This window comes from Cohnella sp. 56 (genome assembly GCF_037963805.1).
Classification (GTDB): Bacteria; Bacillota; Bacilli; order Paenibacillales; family Paenibacillaceae; genus Cohnella.
Map to the genome: position 1 here is coordinate 131,468 of NZ_JAZDQE010000001.1, position 19,127 is coordinate 150,594.

Below are 19,127 nucleotides of genomic sequence, written 5' to 3' on the forward strand. Positions count from 1 at the left end.
GCTGCTTGGGGAGACGGGAACCATGGATGCGAAAATTGCGATCGGAATTGATATCGGCGGCACGAACATAAAGGCGGGCTTCGTGAGCGCCGACGGGAGCATTCTTTATGAAACGTCCAGGCCGACCCGCGCGTTCGAAGGTAGGGACGCGCTGCTCGCGCAGCTCGCAAGCCTTGCGGAGGAGCTGGTGGCGCTGGCTGTCCGTACCGGCTCAAGCGTCTCGGGCATCGGAGTCGGCACGGCAGGTTATGTCACGCTGGATGGCGCAATCGCAGAGGCTACCGGCAATTTGCCGGGCTGGAGCGGGACGCGGCTGAAGGAAATTCTGGAGCGGCGGCTTCGGCTGCCGGTCTCTATCGACAACGATGCGAACGCGATGGCGGTCGGGGAGATGTGGCTGGGCGTCGGCCGAGGCCTGGAGGACGCGATTTGCGTTACTTTAGGCACAGGCATCGGCGGGGCCATCATCCGGAATCGCAAGCATGAACGGGGAAGAGACGGCTACGCGGGAGGCTTCGGGCATCAGACGATCGTATTCGGCGGACATCCGTGCACCTGCGGGCTGCGCGGCTGCTGGGAGCAGTACGCTTCGGTCACGGCGCTGCGGCGCTTCGCGCGCGAGAGTATCGGCGGAGAGGTCAGCCCGGAGCAGCTTTTCGTTCTGGCCCAAGAAGGCGATGCGCAAGCGCTATCGGTGATCGATCGCTACGCCCAGCATGTGGCGGCCGGACTCGCCAACCTGATCCATATCTTTAATCCGAGCGCGTTTATTGTCGGGGGGGCCGTCACGGCCCAGGGCGCAGCTTTGTTCGGACCGATACGGCATTATATGGAGAAGTTCGCGCTCGGCGCTTTCGTAAAGCGGGAGGTGCTTCTTCTCCCTGCCGAGCTGGGAAGCAAGGCGGGCATGGTCGGAGCGGCGAAGCTGGGGCTAGATGCGAGTGAATAGAAAAAGAGGAATATTTCATTTTTAATATTGAAAAAAGAGAAAAAATCCATTAATATTGAAATGTGAAAGTAAACGGATACATGGTGGGCTTCTCCAACATAATATGGAGGTATTTTTCTCCATTGCATGGTTCAGGGATGGGTTCTGCCTTCATCCTGTTATGGAGATGACCGGCCAGGCTTTCACAGCAAGCTTGTAACGATGGGTATGGCAGGTTGAGAGAATCATAAAATGGGAGGGTTAAGAAATGAAGAGAACAATGTGGTCGGCATTAATGCTTGTTTTTCTTGCCAGTCTGGTTTTATCTGCTTGCTCCAAAAACTCGAATCGTACCGAATCGAGTCCTTCCGCGAGCGCTTCGGCTCCGGCGTCGAGCGCGGCGCCGACGGAAAGCGCGAGCGGCTCCACCGACAAGCCCAAATTCGAGAATATGACCTTGAATGTCGCGGCGTTCGACGGCGGCTTCGGCACGGCGTATTGGCAGGAGGTCGTCAAGAAGTTCGAAGCCGACTATCCGGGAGTGAAGGTGAACCTCGATACGAAGAAAGGCGATGTCTTCCGGGATTACATCAAAACGCAATTCCTTTCGGGCAACGCGCCGGACTTCATCGCGACGCCGTTCGTCGAGACGTTCGCGGTTGACGGTCAACTGCTGGAGCTCAACGACGTATTCGACGGAGAAGCGTTGGACAAATCGGGGCCGCTCAAAAATAAAGTGCTGGACGGGTTCCTGGAGGCGAGCATGCCGCTTGGCGACGGAAAAATCCTGTACGCGCCGACCGGATTCAATGTGCAGGGGCTGTGGTTCAACAAGACGCTGTTTGACTCCAAGGGGTGGGCGAAGCCGACAACCTGGGACGATTTTTACGCGATGAACGATAAGGCGAAAAGCGTAGGCGCGGCGCTCTATACCTACCAGGGCGCTTACCCGAGCTATAACGAGTCGATTCTGCTGCCGATGATCGCCAGCCATGCGGGACCCGAGGCGCTGAAGAAAATTTTCAACTACGAGGAAGGCGCTTGGACCGATCCGAAGGTGAAAGAAGTATTGAATGTCTTCTATCAAATCGCCCAGAAGGATTATTTGATGAAGGGCACAGTCGCGCTTAACCATACGCAAGCTCAAACGGAGTTCCTGAACGGCAAGGCGCTGTTCATTCCGAACGGAACCTGGTTCGAGAACGAGATGAAGGATGCCATTCCCGCCGAGGGCTTCTCGTTCGGCTTCATGGCTCCGCCGACCTTCCCCGGAGAGCAGTCCTACGCGGTGGCGAGCAACGGCTACTACCTCATTCCCAAGAACGGCAAAAATCCCGAGCTCGCTAAGGAATTCCTGAGATATCAGTTCAACGAAGACAATATCCTCCTCAACATTGAGAAGACGGGAGAGCTGGCTGCGGTCAAGGGCGTCGTCGAACTGGCGAAGCCGCATGTTTCCCCGGCGCTGTACGAGGCGCTCAGCGTCTTCGACCAAGGCACGAAGCCGGTCATGACGGCATGGAAGGTCACGCCTCCGCTGTCGGTAAACGTTTCCGAGGCCATCTTTAACCCGTTCACTTCGGTCATGAACAAAAAGCTGACGGTAGACGAATGGTCGGCGTCCATCGAGAAATCGATGGCGACAGTAAGAAAAGAAATCGCAGCGGCAGCGAAGTAAATCTCCGAGGCCTTCCGGCTTACGCTTTGTCCGGGAGGCCTTCAATATCGCCAAGGCTGAACTTACATGAGGTGAGAAAGTGAAAGAAAAGGGACGATTTTTATTTCTGGCCGTGTGTACCGTTCCCGCGTTGCTGGTTTTCCTCGTTTTTTTCCTGTATCCGATCCTCCGCGCCTTCATTATGGCTTTTTATCGCTGGAGCGGTATGTCGAAGGGAACGGAGGTGTTTATCGGGCTGGACAATTTTCGGACGATGCTGCGAGACGATATTTTCTGGCGTTCATTCCAGAACAGCTTTGTCGTGATGCTGATCGTCCCGGCGATTACCGTCGTATTGGCTTTGTTTCTGGCGGTGCTGCTGACCCGATTTAAATTGAAGGAAAGATTCTTGTACCGGACCGTCATCTTCTTTCCGAATGTACTGTCCGTCGTCGTTACTTCGATTCTGTGGTCCTTCATCTACCACCCGACGATGGGCATTTTGAAATCGCTGTTCGAATGGCTCGGGTGGGACCGACTGGCGGGAATCGTCTGGCTGGGGCTCCCGGAAACGGCTTTGTATTCCGTCGCAGTCACGATCATTTGGGCCGGCCTCGGCTTTTACCTCATCCTGTTCATTGCCGGCATCGAAAGCATTCCCGCACAGTATTATGAAGCCTCCGCGATTGACGGAGCCGGCCAAATCCGGCAGTTTTTCTCGGTGACGCTGCCCTTGCTGTGGGGCGTTGTGCGCGTCGCCATTGTGCTGCTCCTCTCGGGCGTATTCTACGGCAGCTTTGTCTACGTGCAAATTATGACAAACGGGGGGCCGGACTGGGCTTCCGAGACATTGGTTAATTACTTGTACTATCAAGCCTTTAAAAACTTCAACATGGGTTACGCCACCGCGATCGGCATCGTCGTTTTCCTGATCGGCGTCACACTGGCTTTTATCGCGAACAGGCTGACCAGAAAGGAAGCCGTCGAGTTCTGACGGGAGGTGAACGCCATGACAGAAAACACGTCCCTGCGGAGGCTGTCGACCGCCGTCGTCAGGCTGATTTTGATCGTTTTTTCGGCTACGGTCGTCTTTCCCTTCCTATGGCTGGTCTATAGCTCGTTTAAGACCTCGCGGGAATTTATGGAGAATCCGGTTCTCTTGCCGAAGCAGCTTTATTGGGAAAACTATTCTCATGCATGGGTGCAAGCGAAGCTGGGCAGCTATTTTTTCAACTCGATTCTCGTATCTGTCAGCGCGCTGCTCATTATCTTGCTCATCAGCCTGACGTCCGCATACGCCATCACCCGTTTTGTCAACGTCTATACAAAAATGCTGAGGGGCTTATACATTTCTACTTTTTTCCTCCCGGGCATCGTCGGCTTGGTGCCGTTGTTTCTGATGATGAACGACCTGAATCTGATCAACTCCCGGTTGGGGATCGTCATCGTCTATGTCGCCGTCAATATCTCGTTCTCCGTATTTGTGCTTAGTGGCTTCGTAGGCCAGATTTCCAAGGAATACGAGGAGGCGGCGTTCATCGACGGTGCTTCGCGGTACAGCATTTTGTTCAAAATCATTCTTCCTCTCTCGATGCCCGCCATTGTGACTGTCGCCGTGTTTGTCTTTCTCGGCCTGTGGAACGAATTTCTGTACGCCTATACCTTCCTTTCGGACGAGTCGCTCATGACGGTTCCGATCGGACTCAACAATCTGTTTGCCATTCAAAAATATCAAACCGACTGGGGAGCGCTGTTCGCGGGCCTGACGATGGTTCTGCTTCCCACGCTGCTGTTTTATATTTTCGTTCAAAAGCGCATTACGTCTGGAATCGCTACGGGCGGCCTCAAGATGTAAGCAAAAAGCAAGCGAGGGGACAAATACGTCATGGAGCAAAAACGAATCGCAGTCATTACGGGCGGCGAGAGCGATTTCTTGTCGATCATCGAAAAAGCGTCCGTTCCGTTTCAAACGATCAAGCCGGAGGAGGTCGACAGGCATGAGCTGGATTCCTTCGACTCCTTGCTCATTCTCGGTGGATATCGGGAGCAACCGATCGTGTTCGGTCCGAGAGAAAGGGTCAAGCTCGAGGCGTTCATCCGTTCGGGAAAACGGGTGTTCAGCGAGTACTGCCAAAGCATCGGGGATATCTACTGCGATTCCCCGGAATCGACGCGGTTCGAAAAGCTGGCATTCTGCGCGGAGGAGGGGGACTTCGGCTCGCTGGCGCGCGGAGATTTGCTGGACGATCAATGCAATACAAGGCTCAAGCCGTACGATTTCTCGGGGCTGCCAAAAAAGGCGATTCTCCGGTACGTCAGAACGAGGGCGCATAGCAACGCCGACCTCGACAGCGAGCAGCTGGACGACTTTTCCAATATGGCTCTGTGGTTCGACCTTCCCTCCAATCTGTTGATTTGCAATTTCCGCATTTCGAACTTCGTCAAAGCCCGTTTCTCGCCCGCCGGCAGGTGGCAATCGATCGCGCAATTCATTCTCGGCTGGAGCTGCGGCCAAGAACTCGATGTCGGCTCGCTCCCCCCCGTCTACCGCCTGAACCAGTTTGACAGCGCGCTGCCTTGCGATGCCCAGGTCCATGCCTGCGTCGAGCGCGCGATCTCCTGGTTTACGAACGCGAATATGCTTGTCGATGATGGGAAGAACGGCGTGATGGAAGGGCTGGCAACGGAAATTTACCCGGATGGAAGCCAGCGCGTTCTGGCCGGCGTGAGGAACGATTGCACCGCCGAGACGGCATTGGTCTTTTATATGAACTATTTAAGAAGCGGCGAGGTCAGAAATCTGGAGATTTCGGACAATCTGCTGTCTCTGTGCTTCGATGCCTTTCAATGCAAGGAGGAGGGGCACTTGAAGGGCATGCTCAGATGGACGCAGACCGGATGGGGCGTATGCTATCAGGACGATGCGGCCAGGGTACTGATTCCCCAGCTTCTGAAAAACCTGTATTCCGGCAGCGTGGATTACGCGGAGGAATGCGTCGAGGCGCTGCGGTTTCTCGTGCGGAGCACGGGGACGGACGGCACGCGCGTCTGGCGGACGGATAATGGCAATTTGACGGAGCAGAGGATGAGGGAGCTTGGCTCGACGCCCGCTCGTTATCCAAGCGCGCATTATAACGCTTATTATCTTGGCGCGTTGCTGCTGGCCTATAAGGTAACCGGCTTGGAGGAGTTCAAGGAAGCGGGCGTCAGAGGAATGGAAACGATGATGGCGGCGTATCCCCATACGATCCGGGAGCACAGCGAGACGCAGGAAATGTGCAGGCTGATCTTGCCGTTGTCCTGGCTGTATTGGGTTACCGGAGAACAGCGGCACAAGGATTGGCTGTATCGGGTATCCGGGGACCTGACGAAGTTTAAGCACGCTTCGGGCGGCTATTTGGAGTGGGATACCGGCTATGCCGCAGAGATCAAGGAAGGCGCGGAAAGCTCGCTGCTTGCGAATAACGGCGACCCTGTCGTCGATATGCTGTATTCGCTGAATTGGCTTCCCATGGGCTTCGCCCAAGCCTTTTTGGTGACGAAGGACCCTTATTTTCGAGAGCTGTGGGAGGAGATAGCCCGGTTTTTCATCGCGGTACAAATCCGCAGCGGAGACAAGATGATCGACGGGACCTGGACGAGAGCCTTGGACGTCGAGCTTATGGAGGTAAACGGTCTGGTGGCGGATGCGGGCTGGGGACCTTGGGCGATCGAGTCGGGCTGGACCGTCGCCGAAATTGCCTCCGGGCTGGTCGTGGGGCTGCAGAGCGAGGAATTGGCGAGGTTCTATTAAGGCATGGGGAACGAGAGGGAGGTGAAGCGCCAACGAAAATCAGAGGCTCTCAGAAGTACGCACTTCCGAAAGGGCATTGCCTATTCAGAAAAAGGAGGCAATATCGATGAAGATTTGGAAGAGCACTGTGTACCTTGTATTTGCGGTTCTGCTCGTGTTGGGGACGTTGGCCATCGGAGGCTCGAGAGCGTCCGCCGCGATCAACGCTTGGACGGCGACCTCTTACGATAACGTGTTCCTGGACGAGACGAAGCCACCGAACGCCAGTACATCGATTAAGCTCGCCACCGCGAGGAACGAATTCGAAGCCGCCCAAATCGTCGTCAAAAACGAAAATTCATCGGCTTTCACAATAACGGGCGTCACCTTCAGCAATTTGACCAGCGGCTCCAACACAATCGCTTCCAGCAATCTGAAATACCAATTCGTAGAGACGATTCGGCTGAACTTCAATTCCCCGGGGTTCAATAACTACGTCCGGGAAGGTGCCGGGTGGTATCCTGACCGGCTGACGAACGCCGCGACGATCGCTGTCCAGCCCGGTATCTCGCAGCCGATCTGGATTCGGGCGTACGCGCCGAAGACGGCGGCGGCGGGCTCGTACACCGGAACGGCAACCGTGAACACGACGGCGGGCAACATTGTGGTCAATCTCACAGTGGACGTCTATAATGTAACGATTCCGGACGCCAAGGACGGGACGTTTAATACCGCTCTATGGCAGACGACCAGCGCTCCGATTTCATGGCTGACCTCCGATCCGGCTTACGACGATCTCATTTATGTCTATTCCCAGGTTCGTCCGGGCTTCTCCGCGTACAGCGCGGACTTTTGGACAGTCATGGACAGCTTCGCCCAGTTCATGCATGACTATCGCAACAACGTATTGTCCGTCAATATGGTGGATTTGTTGGTGCATGGCGGCTCTGCCTATAACTCGTCGACCGGCGTCTATACCTTCAATTGGAGCAGATTCGACGAATACATTCAGTTTTTCCTCGACCGGGACGCGGTGAAGCGGCTGGAGGGCTTGTTTATCGCCCAGGCCAATGATTACTTGGACGGCTACGGCGTCCAGATTATCGATCGCGACTCAAACAACAACAATATTCGAACCTTCGCGCCGACAGGCACCGCCAAGGCGAATAATTGGATCGACCAATTCGTGCCCGCGCTGAAAGCGCATCTGGACGCCAAGGGCTGGACCTCGATGTGGTATATGCATATCGGAGACGAGGTCAGTCTCGGGAACAGAGCGAACCAGTTCAAATACAACTCAGACCGGGTTCGCGCGCTCTGGCCGACGGTCAAGCTGGGGGATGCCGTTTTTCTCCAGGATGCCGCCGAGGATGTGCAGGGGTATTCAAATATTTTGATCCCGATGATTGATATCTACGATGCGAACGCCGCCTACTATCAAGGAAGAAAGGCCGCGGGAGACGAGCTGTGGATTTACACGAGTGGCGCTCCTCAAGGTTTGTACATGAACCGGGCGCTGGACAAGCAAATCTGGAACAACCGTCTTATGATCTGGGACGCCTTCAAGGACGGAGCGACCGGATACCTGCATTGGGGCTACAACGGCTGGCATTACTTAATGGACGATCAGGCGATGAAGGGCGACGGGTATATCGTCTACCCGGACCCGGCCAACCTGAAGCTCGCGGCTTCCCTTCGTTATGAAGGCTTGCGGGACGGAATCGAGGACTATGAGCTTCTCAAGATCGTTCAGAACACGAATCCGGCGTTGGCTGACGGAATCGTGCGCAGCCTGGTAACGAACTACTCCAATTATTCCCGCGATACGGCTTATATGAGCCGCATGCGCGAAATATTGCTGCGGTTCGCGTCCGGCCAGAGCTTCGGCCCGGACCTGGCATCCGGCAAAACGGCGACGGCTTCCACGCAGACGAGCGGCCACGAAGCGTCCCAGGCAGTGGACGGCAATTCGTCAACCTTCTGGCAATCGTCGGCCGCCGGTTCGCAATGGCTCGCGGTGGACTTGGGCTCGCAGCATCAAGTGGATGCGGTGAGGCTGAAGTGGGGCGCGAATTACGCGACAAGCTACAAGGTGCAAACCTCCTACAACGGAACGGTGTGGGCGGACGCGAAGGCCGTGACCGGCGGCGACGGCGGCGACGATTTCCTCGGCATCAACGCGAAAGCGAGATACGTGCGCATCAGCGCCACCGCGAGCAGCGGCTCCTCCTACACGTTGAACAGTCTGGAGATCGGCGGGTACGCGCTGCCCAAACAAAACCTCGCGGCCGGCAAACCGTATACGGCCTCCTCCGCGCCGAGCGGGACGTATCCCGACAGCGGCTATGAGTCGACGGACGGCTTGCCTGGCGGCATTTTCCAGGATGGAAGAACGTGGGGCACGCAGTCCAGCGGCGGCACGCAAACCCAGAACGTAACGATCGATCTGGGCTCGGTCCAGCTCGTTAACGATCTGCGGATGAAAAGGTACGAGAACTATCAGTTTAACTACGCCGCCGATTCTGTTAGCTTTTCCATTAGCACGGACGGCGTCAGCTTTACAAACGTAGGGACGTTGAACAAGACGAACGCGAGCGGGGACCAATACGTGGCAGTGTTTAATGCAGCGCCCGCCAGATACGTAAAGGCAACCGTAACGAAAGCGTACGCCCCTACCGCGGACTGGCTGTTCATCGACGAGATCGAAGCATACGGACCGTCAGGCATGCCGACGAGCAACTTGGCTGCGGGCAGAGCCTATACGAAATCGGCGGCTCCGCATGCGAACTTCCCCGACACGGGCAATGTCGAGTCTACCGACGGGATCTTGGCGGGTCCGTATACCGACGGCAAGTCGTACGGCTATTCGATATCAAGCGGACAGACGATTTCGGTGGACGTGAAATTCGACTTGGGGGCGAACAAAACGCTAAGCCTCGTGCGCGTAAAAGCTTACGATGCCGCTCCTCACGTGTACAAGCCGGATAACGTCAAGGTGTACACAAGCACGGACAACGTCAACTTTACGCTGAAGGGCGACCTTGGAGCGCCGTCGGCGGGGTGGTTCAACGCGATTTTCGCGGATTCCTCTTCGCGCTACGTCAAGATTACCGCGACGAAGACATACGGCAGCTTCGCGGATTGGCTGTTCCTTGACGAGATCGAAATCTACGGCTATTAACTGACGAAAAAAAGATGTCCCGCAGCTTGTCGACGATAAGCCGGGACATCTTTTTGCTGTCTATTTGCTGTTCTTTCCTTCTCCCTGCGCCAGATGCGTCAGCCGCGCGAGGTCGGCGGCCCGGCCGGCGCTGCCGCTGGCCGGACTGGACGAGCGCAGCCGCTCGACGATGTCGACGGCCTCCGGGCCCGCCGCCGCGACGATGCGCTCGCCGGCGCCCTGGCGCTTCAGCCACGCCTCGGCCGCGGCCAGCGTGTCCTGCGCCTGCGCATCCGGCTGCACCGACCGGATGCCGATGCCGCCGTGCGGCCCGGGCTCCGCGCCCTTGCCGGACAGGCCGCCCGTGCCGCTCAGCAGCTTGCGCTGCAGCGGATCGGAGCCCGCCTGCTGCCCGTCCGCGGCGAGGAACACCGTGCCGTCCGCGACGAGCACATGGACGTCAGCCATGCCGGCCGAATCCAGCTCGGCCTCCAGCCGGCTCGCCGGATCGTCGCCGCGCAGGCCCGAGCTGCCGATCCGGCTCAGCGTGCCGGTGCCCATGCCGTAGCCGGACGCCCCGTACTGGTTGGTCGTCTGCGTCTTGGCCCGGTCGAGGCCCGGGATGACGGCGGCGTCCGGCTGGCCGGCGACGCTGGGGGGCTGCACCGACCGCTGCTTCAGCAGATGATCGGTGCCGCGCTGCGCGTCGACCGCGTGCCTGACCGATTGCTCGCGCATGCTGTGGCTTTGGCAGGCGGACAGCGTGAGTACGCCGGCCGCGCAGGTCAGCGCGAGCAGGCGGCGTTTATTCGCGAATGCATGGACCATTTTAATCCCCACCTTATACGGATATTGTTGCGCTTAGCATGACCGTTCGAACGGAATGCATAAGGACTTAATTTTGGAAAAAACTAAGGCGGAAGAAAGCGGCAACTTTAGAAATGAGGTGGCGGAGATGGCCGACAACGATCATAAGGACGAAGCGCGGGGACAGCAGGTCGAACAGCCGTCGCGGCGAAAATTTCTCGTGCAGGCCGGCTATGCGGTCGGCGGCGTCATCGTGGGCGGGGCGATCGGGAGCCTGATCCGCTCCGGAAACGGCAAAAAGGAGACCGCGCCGGAGGCTTCGCCCGCGCCGGGCGAGACGGCGGCGAAAAGCTACAGCCGGGCGCCGATGTTTTTCACTCAGGAGCAGCTTGGCATCGTATCGGCGGCGACGGAGCGCATCTTTCCCGAAGACGACACCGGTCCCGGCGCGCTGGCGCTGGGGGTGCCGTTTTTTATCGACCACCAACTGGCCGGGGAGTGGGGCTTCAACTCGCGCGAGTATATGTCGCCGCCCTTTTATGCCGGCGAGAAGGTGCAGGGCTATCAGGGCCGTCTGAAGCGGCGGGAGATGTTCGAGATCGGCCTGCGCGAGATGGACAACTACAGTCGGACGAAGTTTTCCAAAGGGTTCGCGGAGCTGGAGGCCGCGCAGCAGGACGAGGTGCTGAAGGCGTTCGAGGCGGACGAGGTCAAGCTGACGACGATCTCGGCCAGCGGATTTTTCAAGGCGCTGCGCAGCAGCACGCTCGAGGGCGCGTACAGCGACCCGCTGTATGGCGGCAATGCGGACATGAACGGCTGGCGGATGAAAAGCTATCCGGGCAACCAGATGAGCTATACGGATGTCATCGACAAGGAATTTGCGGTCATCGCGCCGAGCAGTCTGCAGGATCATCTGAGCGCCCACTAGGCGGAGAGGACGGAAGCATTATGGCAAAAACATTGCCGAAAACGGATGTCGTCGTCGTAGGCGTCGGCTGGGCGGGCGGCATCATCGCCGCAGAGCTGGCGAAGGGCGGGCTGAACGTCGTCGGACTGGAGCGGGGCAAAGAGCGCAAGACGGAAGATTACTTTATGGTGCACGATGAGCTGCGCTACGCTTTTCGGTATGAGCTGATGCAAGATTTGTCCAAGGATACGGTGACCTTTCGCAGCAACGAGAAAATCCGCGCGCTGCCGATGCGGGCGTACGGCTCCTTTCTGCTGGGCGAGGGGCTGGGCGGAGCGGGCGTACACTGGAACGGGCAGACGTACCGCTTTCTCCCCTACGACTTCCAGATTCATTCCAAGACGGTCGAGCGCTACGGCAAAAATAAAATTCCGGACGGCATGACGATTCAGGACTGGGGCATCACCTACGACGAACTGGAGCCTTACTACGACAAGTTTGAGAAGCTGACCGGCATCTCCGGGGAGCCCAATCCGCTCGGAGGCAAGCGGTCCGCGGACTATCCGACGCCTCCGATGAAAAAGTCGCCGGCGCTCAGCCTGTTCGGGGAAGCCGCATCCAAGCTCAAGCTGCATCCGTATATGATGCCGTCGGCCAATCTGTCGGAGACGTATACGAATCCGGACGGCATCTCCCGCGCGGCTTGTCAGTATTGCGCCTACTGCGAGCGCTTCGGCTGCGAGTACGGGGCGAAGGCCGATCCTGTCGTGACGGTGCTGCCCGTGGCGCTGAAGACCGGCAAATTCGAGATTCGCACCCACTCGCATGTGCGCCGCATTTTGCACAAGGGCGGCAAGGCGACCGGCGTCATGTACACGGACGTGACGACGGGCGAGGAGCTGATCCAGCCCGCCGATGTCGTCGTCGTGACCAGCTTTGTGTTTAACAACGTTAAGCTGCTGCTCATGTCCGGTATCGGCAAGCCCTACGACCCCGCGAGCGGTACCGGGGTCATCGGCCGCAACTATGCCTACCAGGTGCTCAAGGGCAATGCCGCCGGCTTTTTCGAGGACAAGCAGTTCAACACCTTCGCGGGCGCGGGCTCGCTCGGGGTGACGCTCGACGATTACAACGGGGACAACTTCGACCACGCGGACCTGAAGTTTATTCACGGCGGCTCGATCAGCCTCAGCCAGACCGGCCTGCGGCCGATCGCCAACAATCCCGTGCCCGGCGGGACGGCGACCTGGGGCTCCGAGTTCAAGGCCAACTCCGTCAAGTACGCCAATCGCGTCCTGTCCATCGGCGGGCAAGGCTCATCGATGCCGTTCAAGCATCACTTTCTCGACCTCGATCCTACATACAAGGACGCTTACGGAGACCCGCTTATGCGGCTGACGTTCGACTTTGAGGAGCAGGATCGCCAGCTCGCGCTGTACCTGTCGGGACGGTGCGCCGAGATTATGAAGGAGATGGGCGCGAGCCATATCGACCAGCTCAAGGAGCTGGGGCCGTACGAGATCACGACCTACCAGTCCACGCACAATACGGGCGGCGTCGTCATGGGCGCCTCGCCGGATACGTCGGCGATCAATTCGTACGGGCAGATGTGGGACGCGGAAAACGTGTTCGTCATCGGGGCCAGCGCCTTCCCTCACAACTCGGGCTACAACCCGACCGGCACCGTCGGCGCGCTCGCCTACCGGACGGCGGAGGGCATCCTCAAGTATCGGCAAAAGGGCGGCATGCTGGTGTAGGCGGACAGCGAGCAGGATACAATCGACAGGCGACGCCCGGGACAGCGGGGGTCGCCTTTTCTATGGCGTCTCGGGAACACCGGCGCCGCGCACCTCCTCCAGCGAGTCCTTGAGACGCACGGCGATCTCGTCCATCTTGTATTTGTGTTCGATCGGCGCCACGCCGTCGTCGATTTTGGCGGCGTCGAGCTGCTTTAATTTTTTGAGCGGGTGGGTCAGGATGCGCGCCAGCGTGTAATAGACGGCAAAGGAAAACAAGATCAGCAGCAGCACGGACGGCGAGCTGCGGGCAATCTGTCGGCATGAAGCATCGGCCGGTGTCGGGCACGCTTGAGTACGGAGCGCTGCGCCTGGACTTCAGCGTCGGCGGCGACGGGGGCCCTTTATCCGTTTGAACCCGGAAGGAGTTGAAACCTTAATTACGGACCGAACGTCCAATTATAAGAGCACAGCAAACTACGCAAGGAGATGAAGCTTATGAAAAGGATTCAAAAAGCAACCGTTGCGATCGTGGCTGCAGGAGCGCTAACGCTCGGAGCAGCTGGTATAGCAGGACCATTCTCGTCTAATCCGGCCGCGGCCGCGTCCGTTAGCTCTTCCGCCGCGTCAGCGTACTACAAGCAGGCCCTGCAGACGCTGAACAGCTTCTACAAGCCGGCGCTTCAAGGGCAATTTCCCCGTCTTGAGGGATTGACATTAGGAGAAAGCACGCGCGAGGATGTTATCAAAGCGATCGGCGAGCCTGAAACGCCTGCCAGAGCATCGGGTGCATTCGATGTCTATCATGCGGAGATGGGCAACCCCGGGTATGCGATCTCGTATAAGCAAAACAAAATCCAGGAAATGCGTTACTTCGGGACAAATGTGGAGCGTCAGGCCAATATCGGCGGCATTACGGTGAAGATGCTCGTACAGCAATGGGGAGCGCCGCATTCCTCCACTGTTTTCAAAAACGGCAGCGTCAATCAGAAAAAGATCGTTTATATCCGCGGAGCCTATCGGCTCGAGTTTATTTTTAACAACAGCACGGATCTCGACCACATCAATCTGGTGAAAAATGACGCGGCTGCATCGTCAGATTACTACAAGCAGGCTCTGCAGACGCTGAACAGCTTTTACAAGCCGGCGCTTCAAGGGCAATTTCCCCGTCTTGAGGGCTTGACGTTAGGAAAAAGCACGCGCGAGGATGTTATCAAAGCGATCGGCGAGCCTGAAACGCCTGCCAAAGCATCGGGTGCATTCGATGTCTATCATGCGGAGATGGGCAACCCCGGGTATGCGATCTCGTATAAGCAAAACAAAATCCGGGAAATGCGCTACTTCGGGACAAATGTGGAGCGTCAGGCCAATATCGGCGGCATTACGGTGAAGATGCTCGTACAGCAATGGGGAGCGCCGCATTCCTCCACTGTTTTCAAAAACGGCAGCGTCAATCAGAAAAAGATCGTTTATATCCGCGGAGCCTATCAGCTCGAGTTTATTTTCAACAGCAGCACGGATCTCGATCACATCAATCTGGTTTCCAAAGCGTAAGTGTACCCATCTCCCTCACCGGTATTCCGGTGAGGTTTTTTTTGCGACTTCGTTGGAATGGCGTAGAAATCTGATCGATGCCGATACTTTAGCCGGTCCGGATTATTAATAATGAGAGGAACGGCAACGCTCGGATATACTTCTGGAGAAACGACAACCTGCAAAAATCGGATTGAGACCGGACACTGAAATGTCTTTAATCAAATGCTTCGGGCCGGGTCAACCGTCGGCGGACGGTTGCGACCGATCGGCCAAGGACAAAGAAAAGGCGCAGGTTTTGGCCTGTGCCGTTTCGGATTTCATTGATATTGCCGGCGATGAGCGCCTCTTTGTACGAAAGTACGCGTGCGCGTGCGGCAGGGGTGGCGGTCGATGGCGCGCGCGGCGCGTCCGAGCTTCGCTTCGCGCATAGGAGCGGGCACTTGCGGCTGCCGTGGCTGCGGGCGGCGGCTCAGGACGGATGCCGTTCCTTCAGCAGCTCGGCCGCAGGCTCGTGCTTGTCGTCCTCGATGATGCCGCGGGTCGAGCTGCGGAACTCGCGCAGCGTCTCGCCGAAGGCTTTGCCGAGCTGGGGCAGCTTGGCCGGGCCGAACACGATCAGCGCGATGGCGAAGATGATCAGTAGCCCGGAGATGCCGATATTGTGGAACATCGTTGAATCACCTCCTTTGGGATGGGGGGAGTCGTAGGATTTGCCGCTCTGTCCCATTGCCATTGCCCGTTTATTCCGTTAACCGTACACTCGGTTGATCATGAACGGCGTTAACCGGGGGCCGGGCCTGCCGCGGGCGAGGCGCTGCGCCGGAATTGCCGGCACGCGACCAGGGCGCTGCATTCGAACAACAGCAGCAGAGGCACGGTAACCGACAGATGCGAAAACAGATCGGGCGGCGAGATGCACGAGCCGACGATCGCGAGCCCGACATAGGCGTACTTGCGGACCTGCCGGATGCGCGTCGGATCGAGCAGCCCGAGCCGCGTCAGGAACAGCATAATCAGCGGCATTTCAAAGGCGATCCCGAGCGGGAGCAGCACGCCGAACAGGAAGGCGAAGTAGCGCTCGATCCCGTACAGCTCCACGGCTCCCACGCTGGCGTTCATCGACTGCATGAACTTCAGCATCATCGGGAACACGAGAAAGTAGCCGAACGAGAGGCCGCCGACAAACAGCAAAAACGAAGCCGGCACATAGCCGAACGTACCCCGCGCCTCCCGCGCGGTCAGTCCGGGCCGCACGAACGCCCAGGCGTGATACATCGCCAGCGGCAGCGTCAGCAGCGCGGCCAGCAGGAAGGCACAGCGCAGGTAGACGAACAGGCCGTCCGTAAACGAGAACACATGCCAATCGATCGGCGCGCCGGCCGCGGCTCTACTTTTTAACAGCAGCAGGATCGAAGGAGAGAGATACAGTCCCGCGCCCATCGAGGCGACGAACCAAATGCCGGTCACGATCAGCCGCTTGCGCAGCTCGGACAGATGACCGATCCACTCCTGATTTGCGCTCATCCCGTTCATTTTCATCGATATCACCCGCCGTTTGGCATAAATTGCATGCTGCCCTTATCGTGTCCAATCTGCGCCCGGCTATTCCCGCCGCACAATTGTCATCGCCGGGCGCATGGTCCTGCGTTATATGGAGAACGCTAAGCAAAAAGCATACGACGAGGTGACCGAAGCATGAATAAATGGACGGCAACGGCCGCGGCTGTCGCCCTGCTGGCGGCAATAACGATGACGGCGGGCTGCGGTAAAAGCAGCAAAAACAACAACACCTCCACGACGCCTCCGTCGAGCGAGGCGCCGGCTTCGCCTGGCGGCACGACAACGGCCTCCGGCGAGGACGCCGAGACGATCTATAAAGCGCAGTGCATCGCCTGCCACGCCGCCGACCTGAGCGGAGGCGTCGGTCCGAATCTTACCGATGTCGGCGCGCGACTGTCGGCGGACGAAATCTCCTCGCGCATCCACAACGGCGGCGGCGGTATGCCGGCCTTCAAGGACAAGCTGACCGACGACCAGATCAACACGCTCGTGAACTGGCTCAGCGCCAAGAAGGGCTGAACGGACTAGCGACGAAAAAGCGCAACAAAAAGCCCGCAATCGCGATTCCTGACAGGAATTCGCGTCGCGGGCTTTTTGTTATATGGCTGGCAACTGAGAAGCTTGTTAAATTACTTGGCTCTGACCGGCTTCAAGGCCGCGCTCCAGGTAATGAGCTGATTCAGCATCTCGGTCACAACCGGGACATGCAGTTCCGCGGGCTTGAACGTTTGCCGGTCCGCGAAGTCCGTAAATACGGAGAGGGCAGGGTGCGAACGCACGTCGGCGATCAGCAGCTCGCCGAGAATGCCGCGCAGATGCTCCGCTGCGCGGGCACCGCCGGCCGACCCGTAGCTGACGATTCCCGCAGCCTTGTGGTTCCAGGCGTCGCGCGCCAGATCCAGTGCGTTTTTCAGCGCACCCGTAATGCTGTGATTATATTCCTGAACGATAAAAATAAATCCGTCCAGGGAAGCGAGCTTTTGATTCCAGGCGGCGATACCGGGCTCCTGCATGGCGGTCGTACCGAAAAACGGCAAGTCATATTCGGCGATATCCACAATTTCGTATTCCGCGTCTTGCCGCCGGTCCGCGATCTCCTTCACCCAAGCGCCCACTTGAGGGCTGACGCGCCCCTCGCGCGTGCTGCCCAATATAATACCGATGCGGATATTGTTTGTTGTCATTGCCGATGCCTCCATCTTGTGTAATTGGCAACCGTACGAGAAACGTGTAAACTAACTACAAGTATATTGAAATATTGTGGTGTGTTAAAGTGAGGGCCCTCACTAATTCGTTATTAGATTACCTCGCCCACTTTTATTTGTCAAGGAGCGTCGCATCCTCATGGCCGGTCAGGATTCGAGCGGGCCGCAGGCAACGGAAATCGTCCAGTTGCTGCTGCGAGCCGCCCATTATATACAACAGGAATACGAAGTTCTACTCGCGGCGTCCGAGCAACCCTTTCAACTGTCCGGGTCCAGGACCCGCCTCTTGCTCACGGTGTGGAGCGCCGATACGATCCGCATGAGCGAATTGGCGGTCAAGCTGGGCGTGCGGCCCAGAACCGTCACGGAGCAGGTGGACGCGCTGGAGCGCGATGGGCTCCTCCGAAGAATCGCCGATCCGAACGACCGCCGCGCGACACTGCTCCAGCTTACCGAGGAAGCGAGCTGTCAGGTTCACAGCATCATAGCGTATCAGGCGCAAATTTCGGAGTCGCTGCTCGGAGACTTCACGCCCCAGCAGCGAGCGGATCTGAAAGAGCTGCTCTCCATCTTTTTCAACGGCAAAGAAATGGACTTCACTTGTTGAGCCCGCCAAGACGACAATCGGCCCCTTTCCTCTCTGCAAAGAGAGTGAAGGGGCCGATCAGTGCGCTTGGTGAGCCGCACATTCGCGGGACTATCGTTTTCCATGCATTCCTTCTACCGGTCTCTCAAGGGGAGGCCGTTTTTCTTTGGCCGCCTCAGAGCCGCGCCAACACGCCTTGCAGCACTTTGCTTCGCATGTCCGCATCGACGGGCGCTCCGTGCGCCAGCTCCAGCGCCCACAGTACGGCGCCCGTTGCCGGGGGCACCGCGAGCGGCACGAACCGGCAGCGCTGCCGGACCAGCTCGCTGACGTCGCGCATGTACCGCCGCATCATCAGCGGGCTTTCCGCCTTGATCCAGACGGAGCCGGACAGCACGATCTCGATCTCGTCTTCCGCGGCGAAGTCGAGATTGGCGATGCAGCCGGCCGTGGAGAGCGCCATCTGCCGGGCCGAGTGCTCCAGCAGCGCGACGGCCGCTTCGTCGCACGCGTCCGCCGCGGCGAACAACACGCGCATCAGCTCCGTGTTGGGGAGCGTGCGCTTGTACGCGCCTTCGGCCGCGTACTCCATGAAGCGCTCGCGGGACGGTACGCCGAGCAGCGCCATGACAGGCTCGGTCATCGCGGTCCGCGGGCCCAGCCGGTAGAGACCGTCGTAGACCGCACGCACGACCTTGCGGCCCAGATAATAGCCGCCGCCCTCGTCCCCGGCCAGCTCGCTGCCGATGCCGCCCACCTGCAGCCGCATCCCGCTCGGCGAGATGCCGCCGGTGACGGCGCCGGAGCCGTTGACCGAGCAGATGCCGATGCCCCGCGAGGTGCCCGCCTTGATGCCGAGGAACGAATCGTTGTCTACGGCAAAGCGGGACAAGCCGATGCGCGCCACGATGAGGTCGAGCTGCTCGCGCTGGGACGGCAGGTCGCAGCCGGCCAGCCCGAAGGCGGCCGCATCGACCTGATCCATCCGTACGCCCGCGCCGTCCAGCAGCTCGCGAATGCGCGCATCCATCTCGCGATAGGCCCCCGCATAGCCGTCGGTGAACCGCTCATGGCTGCATGTGCCTGCACGGATATGATTGACGAATTCGCCTGCGCGGTCGAACAAGAAATAATCGGTCTTGCTGTTGCCGCCGTCGACGCCGACGACATAGCCAGGCTCGTTCGCCGCTCTGCCTTCGCTGTTCCGTCCCGCCGCCCGTCTTTCGCCTATGCCGCCTACGACCGCCCGACCGCCGGTTTTCCTTTCCAT

17 protein-coding genes are annotated in these 19,127 nt (G+C 58.4%); 11 read left to right on the forward strand and 6 right to left on the reverse strand.

All coding sequences use genetic code 11. The features are described from left to right. Positions 1-22: 22 nt before the first annotated feature. The 6 genes from VQ071_RS00610 to VQ071_RS00635 all read left to right on the forward strand — a co-directional run bounded on the left by VQ071_RS00610 (position 23) and on the right by VQ071_RS00635 (position 9,538). Positions 23-949: an ROK family protein gene (locus VQ071_RS00610; protein ID WP_340511893.1), complete on the forward strand. Its 927-nt coding sequence runs from the start codon at positions 23-25 to the stop codon at positions 947-949. A 247-nt stretch (positions 950-1,196) separates the two neighbouring features. Continuing rightward, positions 1,197-2,606 (forward strand): carbohydrate ABC transporter substrate-binding protein, encoded by a 1,410-nt coding sequence (locus VQ071_RS00615; protein ID WP_340511894.1) that lies wholly within the window; start codon positions 1,197-1,199, stop codon positions 2,604-2,606. Between the two features lie 79 nt (positions 2,607-2,685). Then, on the forward strand, positions 2,686-3,579 hold the full coding sequence (locus VQ071_RS00620; protein WP_340511895.1) for a carbohydrate ABC transporter permease: 894 nt from the start codon (positions 2,686-2,688) through the stop codon (positions 3,577-3,579). A gap of 15 nt (positions 3,580-3,594) precedes the next feature. Next, a complete protein-coding gene (locus VQ071_RS00625) occupies positions 3,595-4,440 on the forward strand; it encodes a carbohydrate ABC transporter permease (protein WP_340511896.1) in 846 nt (281 codons plus the stop codon). A 30-nt stretch (positions 4,441-4,470) separates the two neighbouring features. Continuing rightward, positions 4,471-6,378: a hypothetical protein gene (locus VQ071_RS00630; protein WP_340511897.1), complete on the forward strand. Its 1,908-nt coding sequence runs from the start codon at positions 4,471-4,473 to the stop codon at positions 6,376-6,378. Between the two features lie 106 nt (positions 6,379-6,484). Further along, on the forward strand, positions 6,485-9,538 hold the full coding sequence (locus VQ071_RS00635; protein ID WP_340511898.1) for a glycoside hydrolase domain-containing protein: 3,054 nt from the start codon (positions 6,485-6,487) through the stop codon (positions 9,536-9,538). A 60-nt stretch (positions 9,539-9,598) separates the two neighbouring features. On the opposite strand, the gene VQ071_RS00640 is transcribed toward VQ071_RS00635, so the two are convergent. After that, positions 9,599-10,345, reverse strand: coding sequence for a hypothetical protein (locus VQ071_RS00640; protein WP_340511899.1), 747 nt, complete (start codon positions 10,343-10,345; stop codon positions 9,599-9,601). A gap of 127 nt (positions 10,346-10,472) precedes the next feature. Here VQ071_RS00640 and VQ071_RS00645 point away from each other — a divergent pair, with 127 nt between their 5' ends. Together VQ071_RS00645 and VQ071_RS00650 are read left to right on the forward strand one after the other, a co-directional pair. Then, entirely contained in the window at positions 10,473-11,255 is a 783-nt protein-coding gene (locus tag VQ071_RS00645; RefSeq protein ID WP_340512367.1) for a gluconate 2-dehydrogenase subunit 3 family protein, read from the forward strand. 20 nt (positions 11,256-11,275) lie between these two features. Then, on the forward strand, positions 11,276-12,991 hold the full coding sequence (locus tag VQ071_RS00650) for a GMC family oxidoreductase (RefSeq protein ID WP_340511900.1): 1,716 nt from the start codon (positions 11,276-11,278) through the stop codon (positions 12,989-12,991). A 60-nt stretch (positions 12,992-13,051) separates the two neighbouring features. Here VQ071_RS00650 and VQ071_RS00655 read toward each other — a convergent pair whose 3' ends face one another. Then, positions 13,052-13,264: a hypothetical protein gene (locus VQ071_RS00655; RefSeq protein ID WP_340511901.1), complete on the reverse strand. Its 213-nt coding sequence runs from the start codon at positions 13,262-13,264 to the stop codon at positions 13,052-13,054. A 204-nt stretch (positions 13,265-13,468) separates the two neighbouring features. On the opposite strand from VQ071_RS00655, the gene VQ071_RS00660 reads away from it, so the two are divergent. Further along, entirely contained in the window at positions 13,469-14,524 is a 1,056-nt protein-coding gene (locus tag VQ071_RS00660; protein WP_340511902.1) for a YjgB family protein, read from the forward strand. A gap of 451 nt (positions 14,525-14,975) precedes the next feature. On the opposite strand, the gene VQ071_RS00665 is transcribed toward VQ071_RS00660, so the two are convergent. Both VQ071_RS00665 and tatC read right to left on the reverse strand, forming a co-directional pair. Further along, on the reverse strand, positions 14,976-15,176 hold the full coding sequence (locus tag VQ071_RS00665) for a twin-arginine translocase TatA/TatE family subunit (protein WP_340511903.1): 201 nt from the start codon (positions 15,174-15,176) through the stop codon (positions 14,976-14,978). 110 nt (positions 15,177-15,286) lie between these two features. Further along, complete coding sequence (gene tatC / locus VQ071_RS00670) at positions 15,287-16,045, reverse strand: twin-arginine translocase subunit TatC (RefSeq protein ID WP_340511904.1); 759 nt, start codon at positions 16,043-16,045, stop codon at positions 15,287-15,289. A gap of 156 nt (positions 16,046-16,201) precedes the next feature. On the opposite strand from tatC, the gene VQ071_RS00675 reads away from it, so the two are divergent. Continuing rightward, a complete protein-coding gene (locus VQ071_RS00675; RefSeq protein ID WP_340511905.1) occupies positions 16,202-16,585 on the forward strand; it encodes a c-type cytochrome in 384 nt (127 codons plus the stop codon). Positions 16,586-16,695: 110 nt separating this feature from the next. Here the strand turns inward: VQ071_RS00675 and VQ071_RS00680 are convergent, their stop codons facing one another. Beyond that, a complete protein-coding gene (locus VQ071_RS00680) occupies positions 16,696-17,250 on the reverse strand; it encodes an NADPH-dependent FMN reductase (RefSeq protein WP_340511906.1) in 555 nt (184 codons plus the stop codon). 160 nt (positions 17,251-17,410) lie between these two features. On the opposite strand from VQ071_RS00680, the gene VQ071_RS00685 reads away from it, so the two are divergent. Further along, entirely contained in the window at positions 17,411-17,878 is a 468-nt protein-coding gene (locus tag VQ071_RS00685) for a MarR family winged helix-turn-helix transcriptional regulator (RefSeq protein ID WP_340511907.1), read from the forward strand. 154 nt (positions 17,879-18,032) lie between these two features. On the opposite strand, the gene VQ071_RS00690 is transcribed toward VQ071_RS00685, so the two are convergent. Further along, positions 18,033-19,127, reverse strand: a complete 1,095-nt coding sequence (locus VQ071_RS00690; RefSeq protein ID WP_340511908.1) for an N-acetylglucosamine kinase — start codon at positions 19,125-19,127, stop codon at positions 18,033-18,035.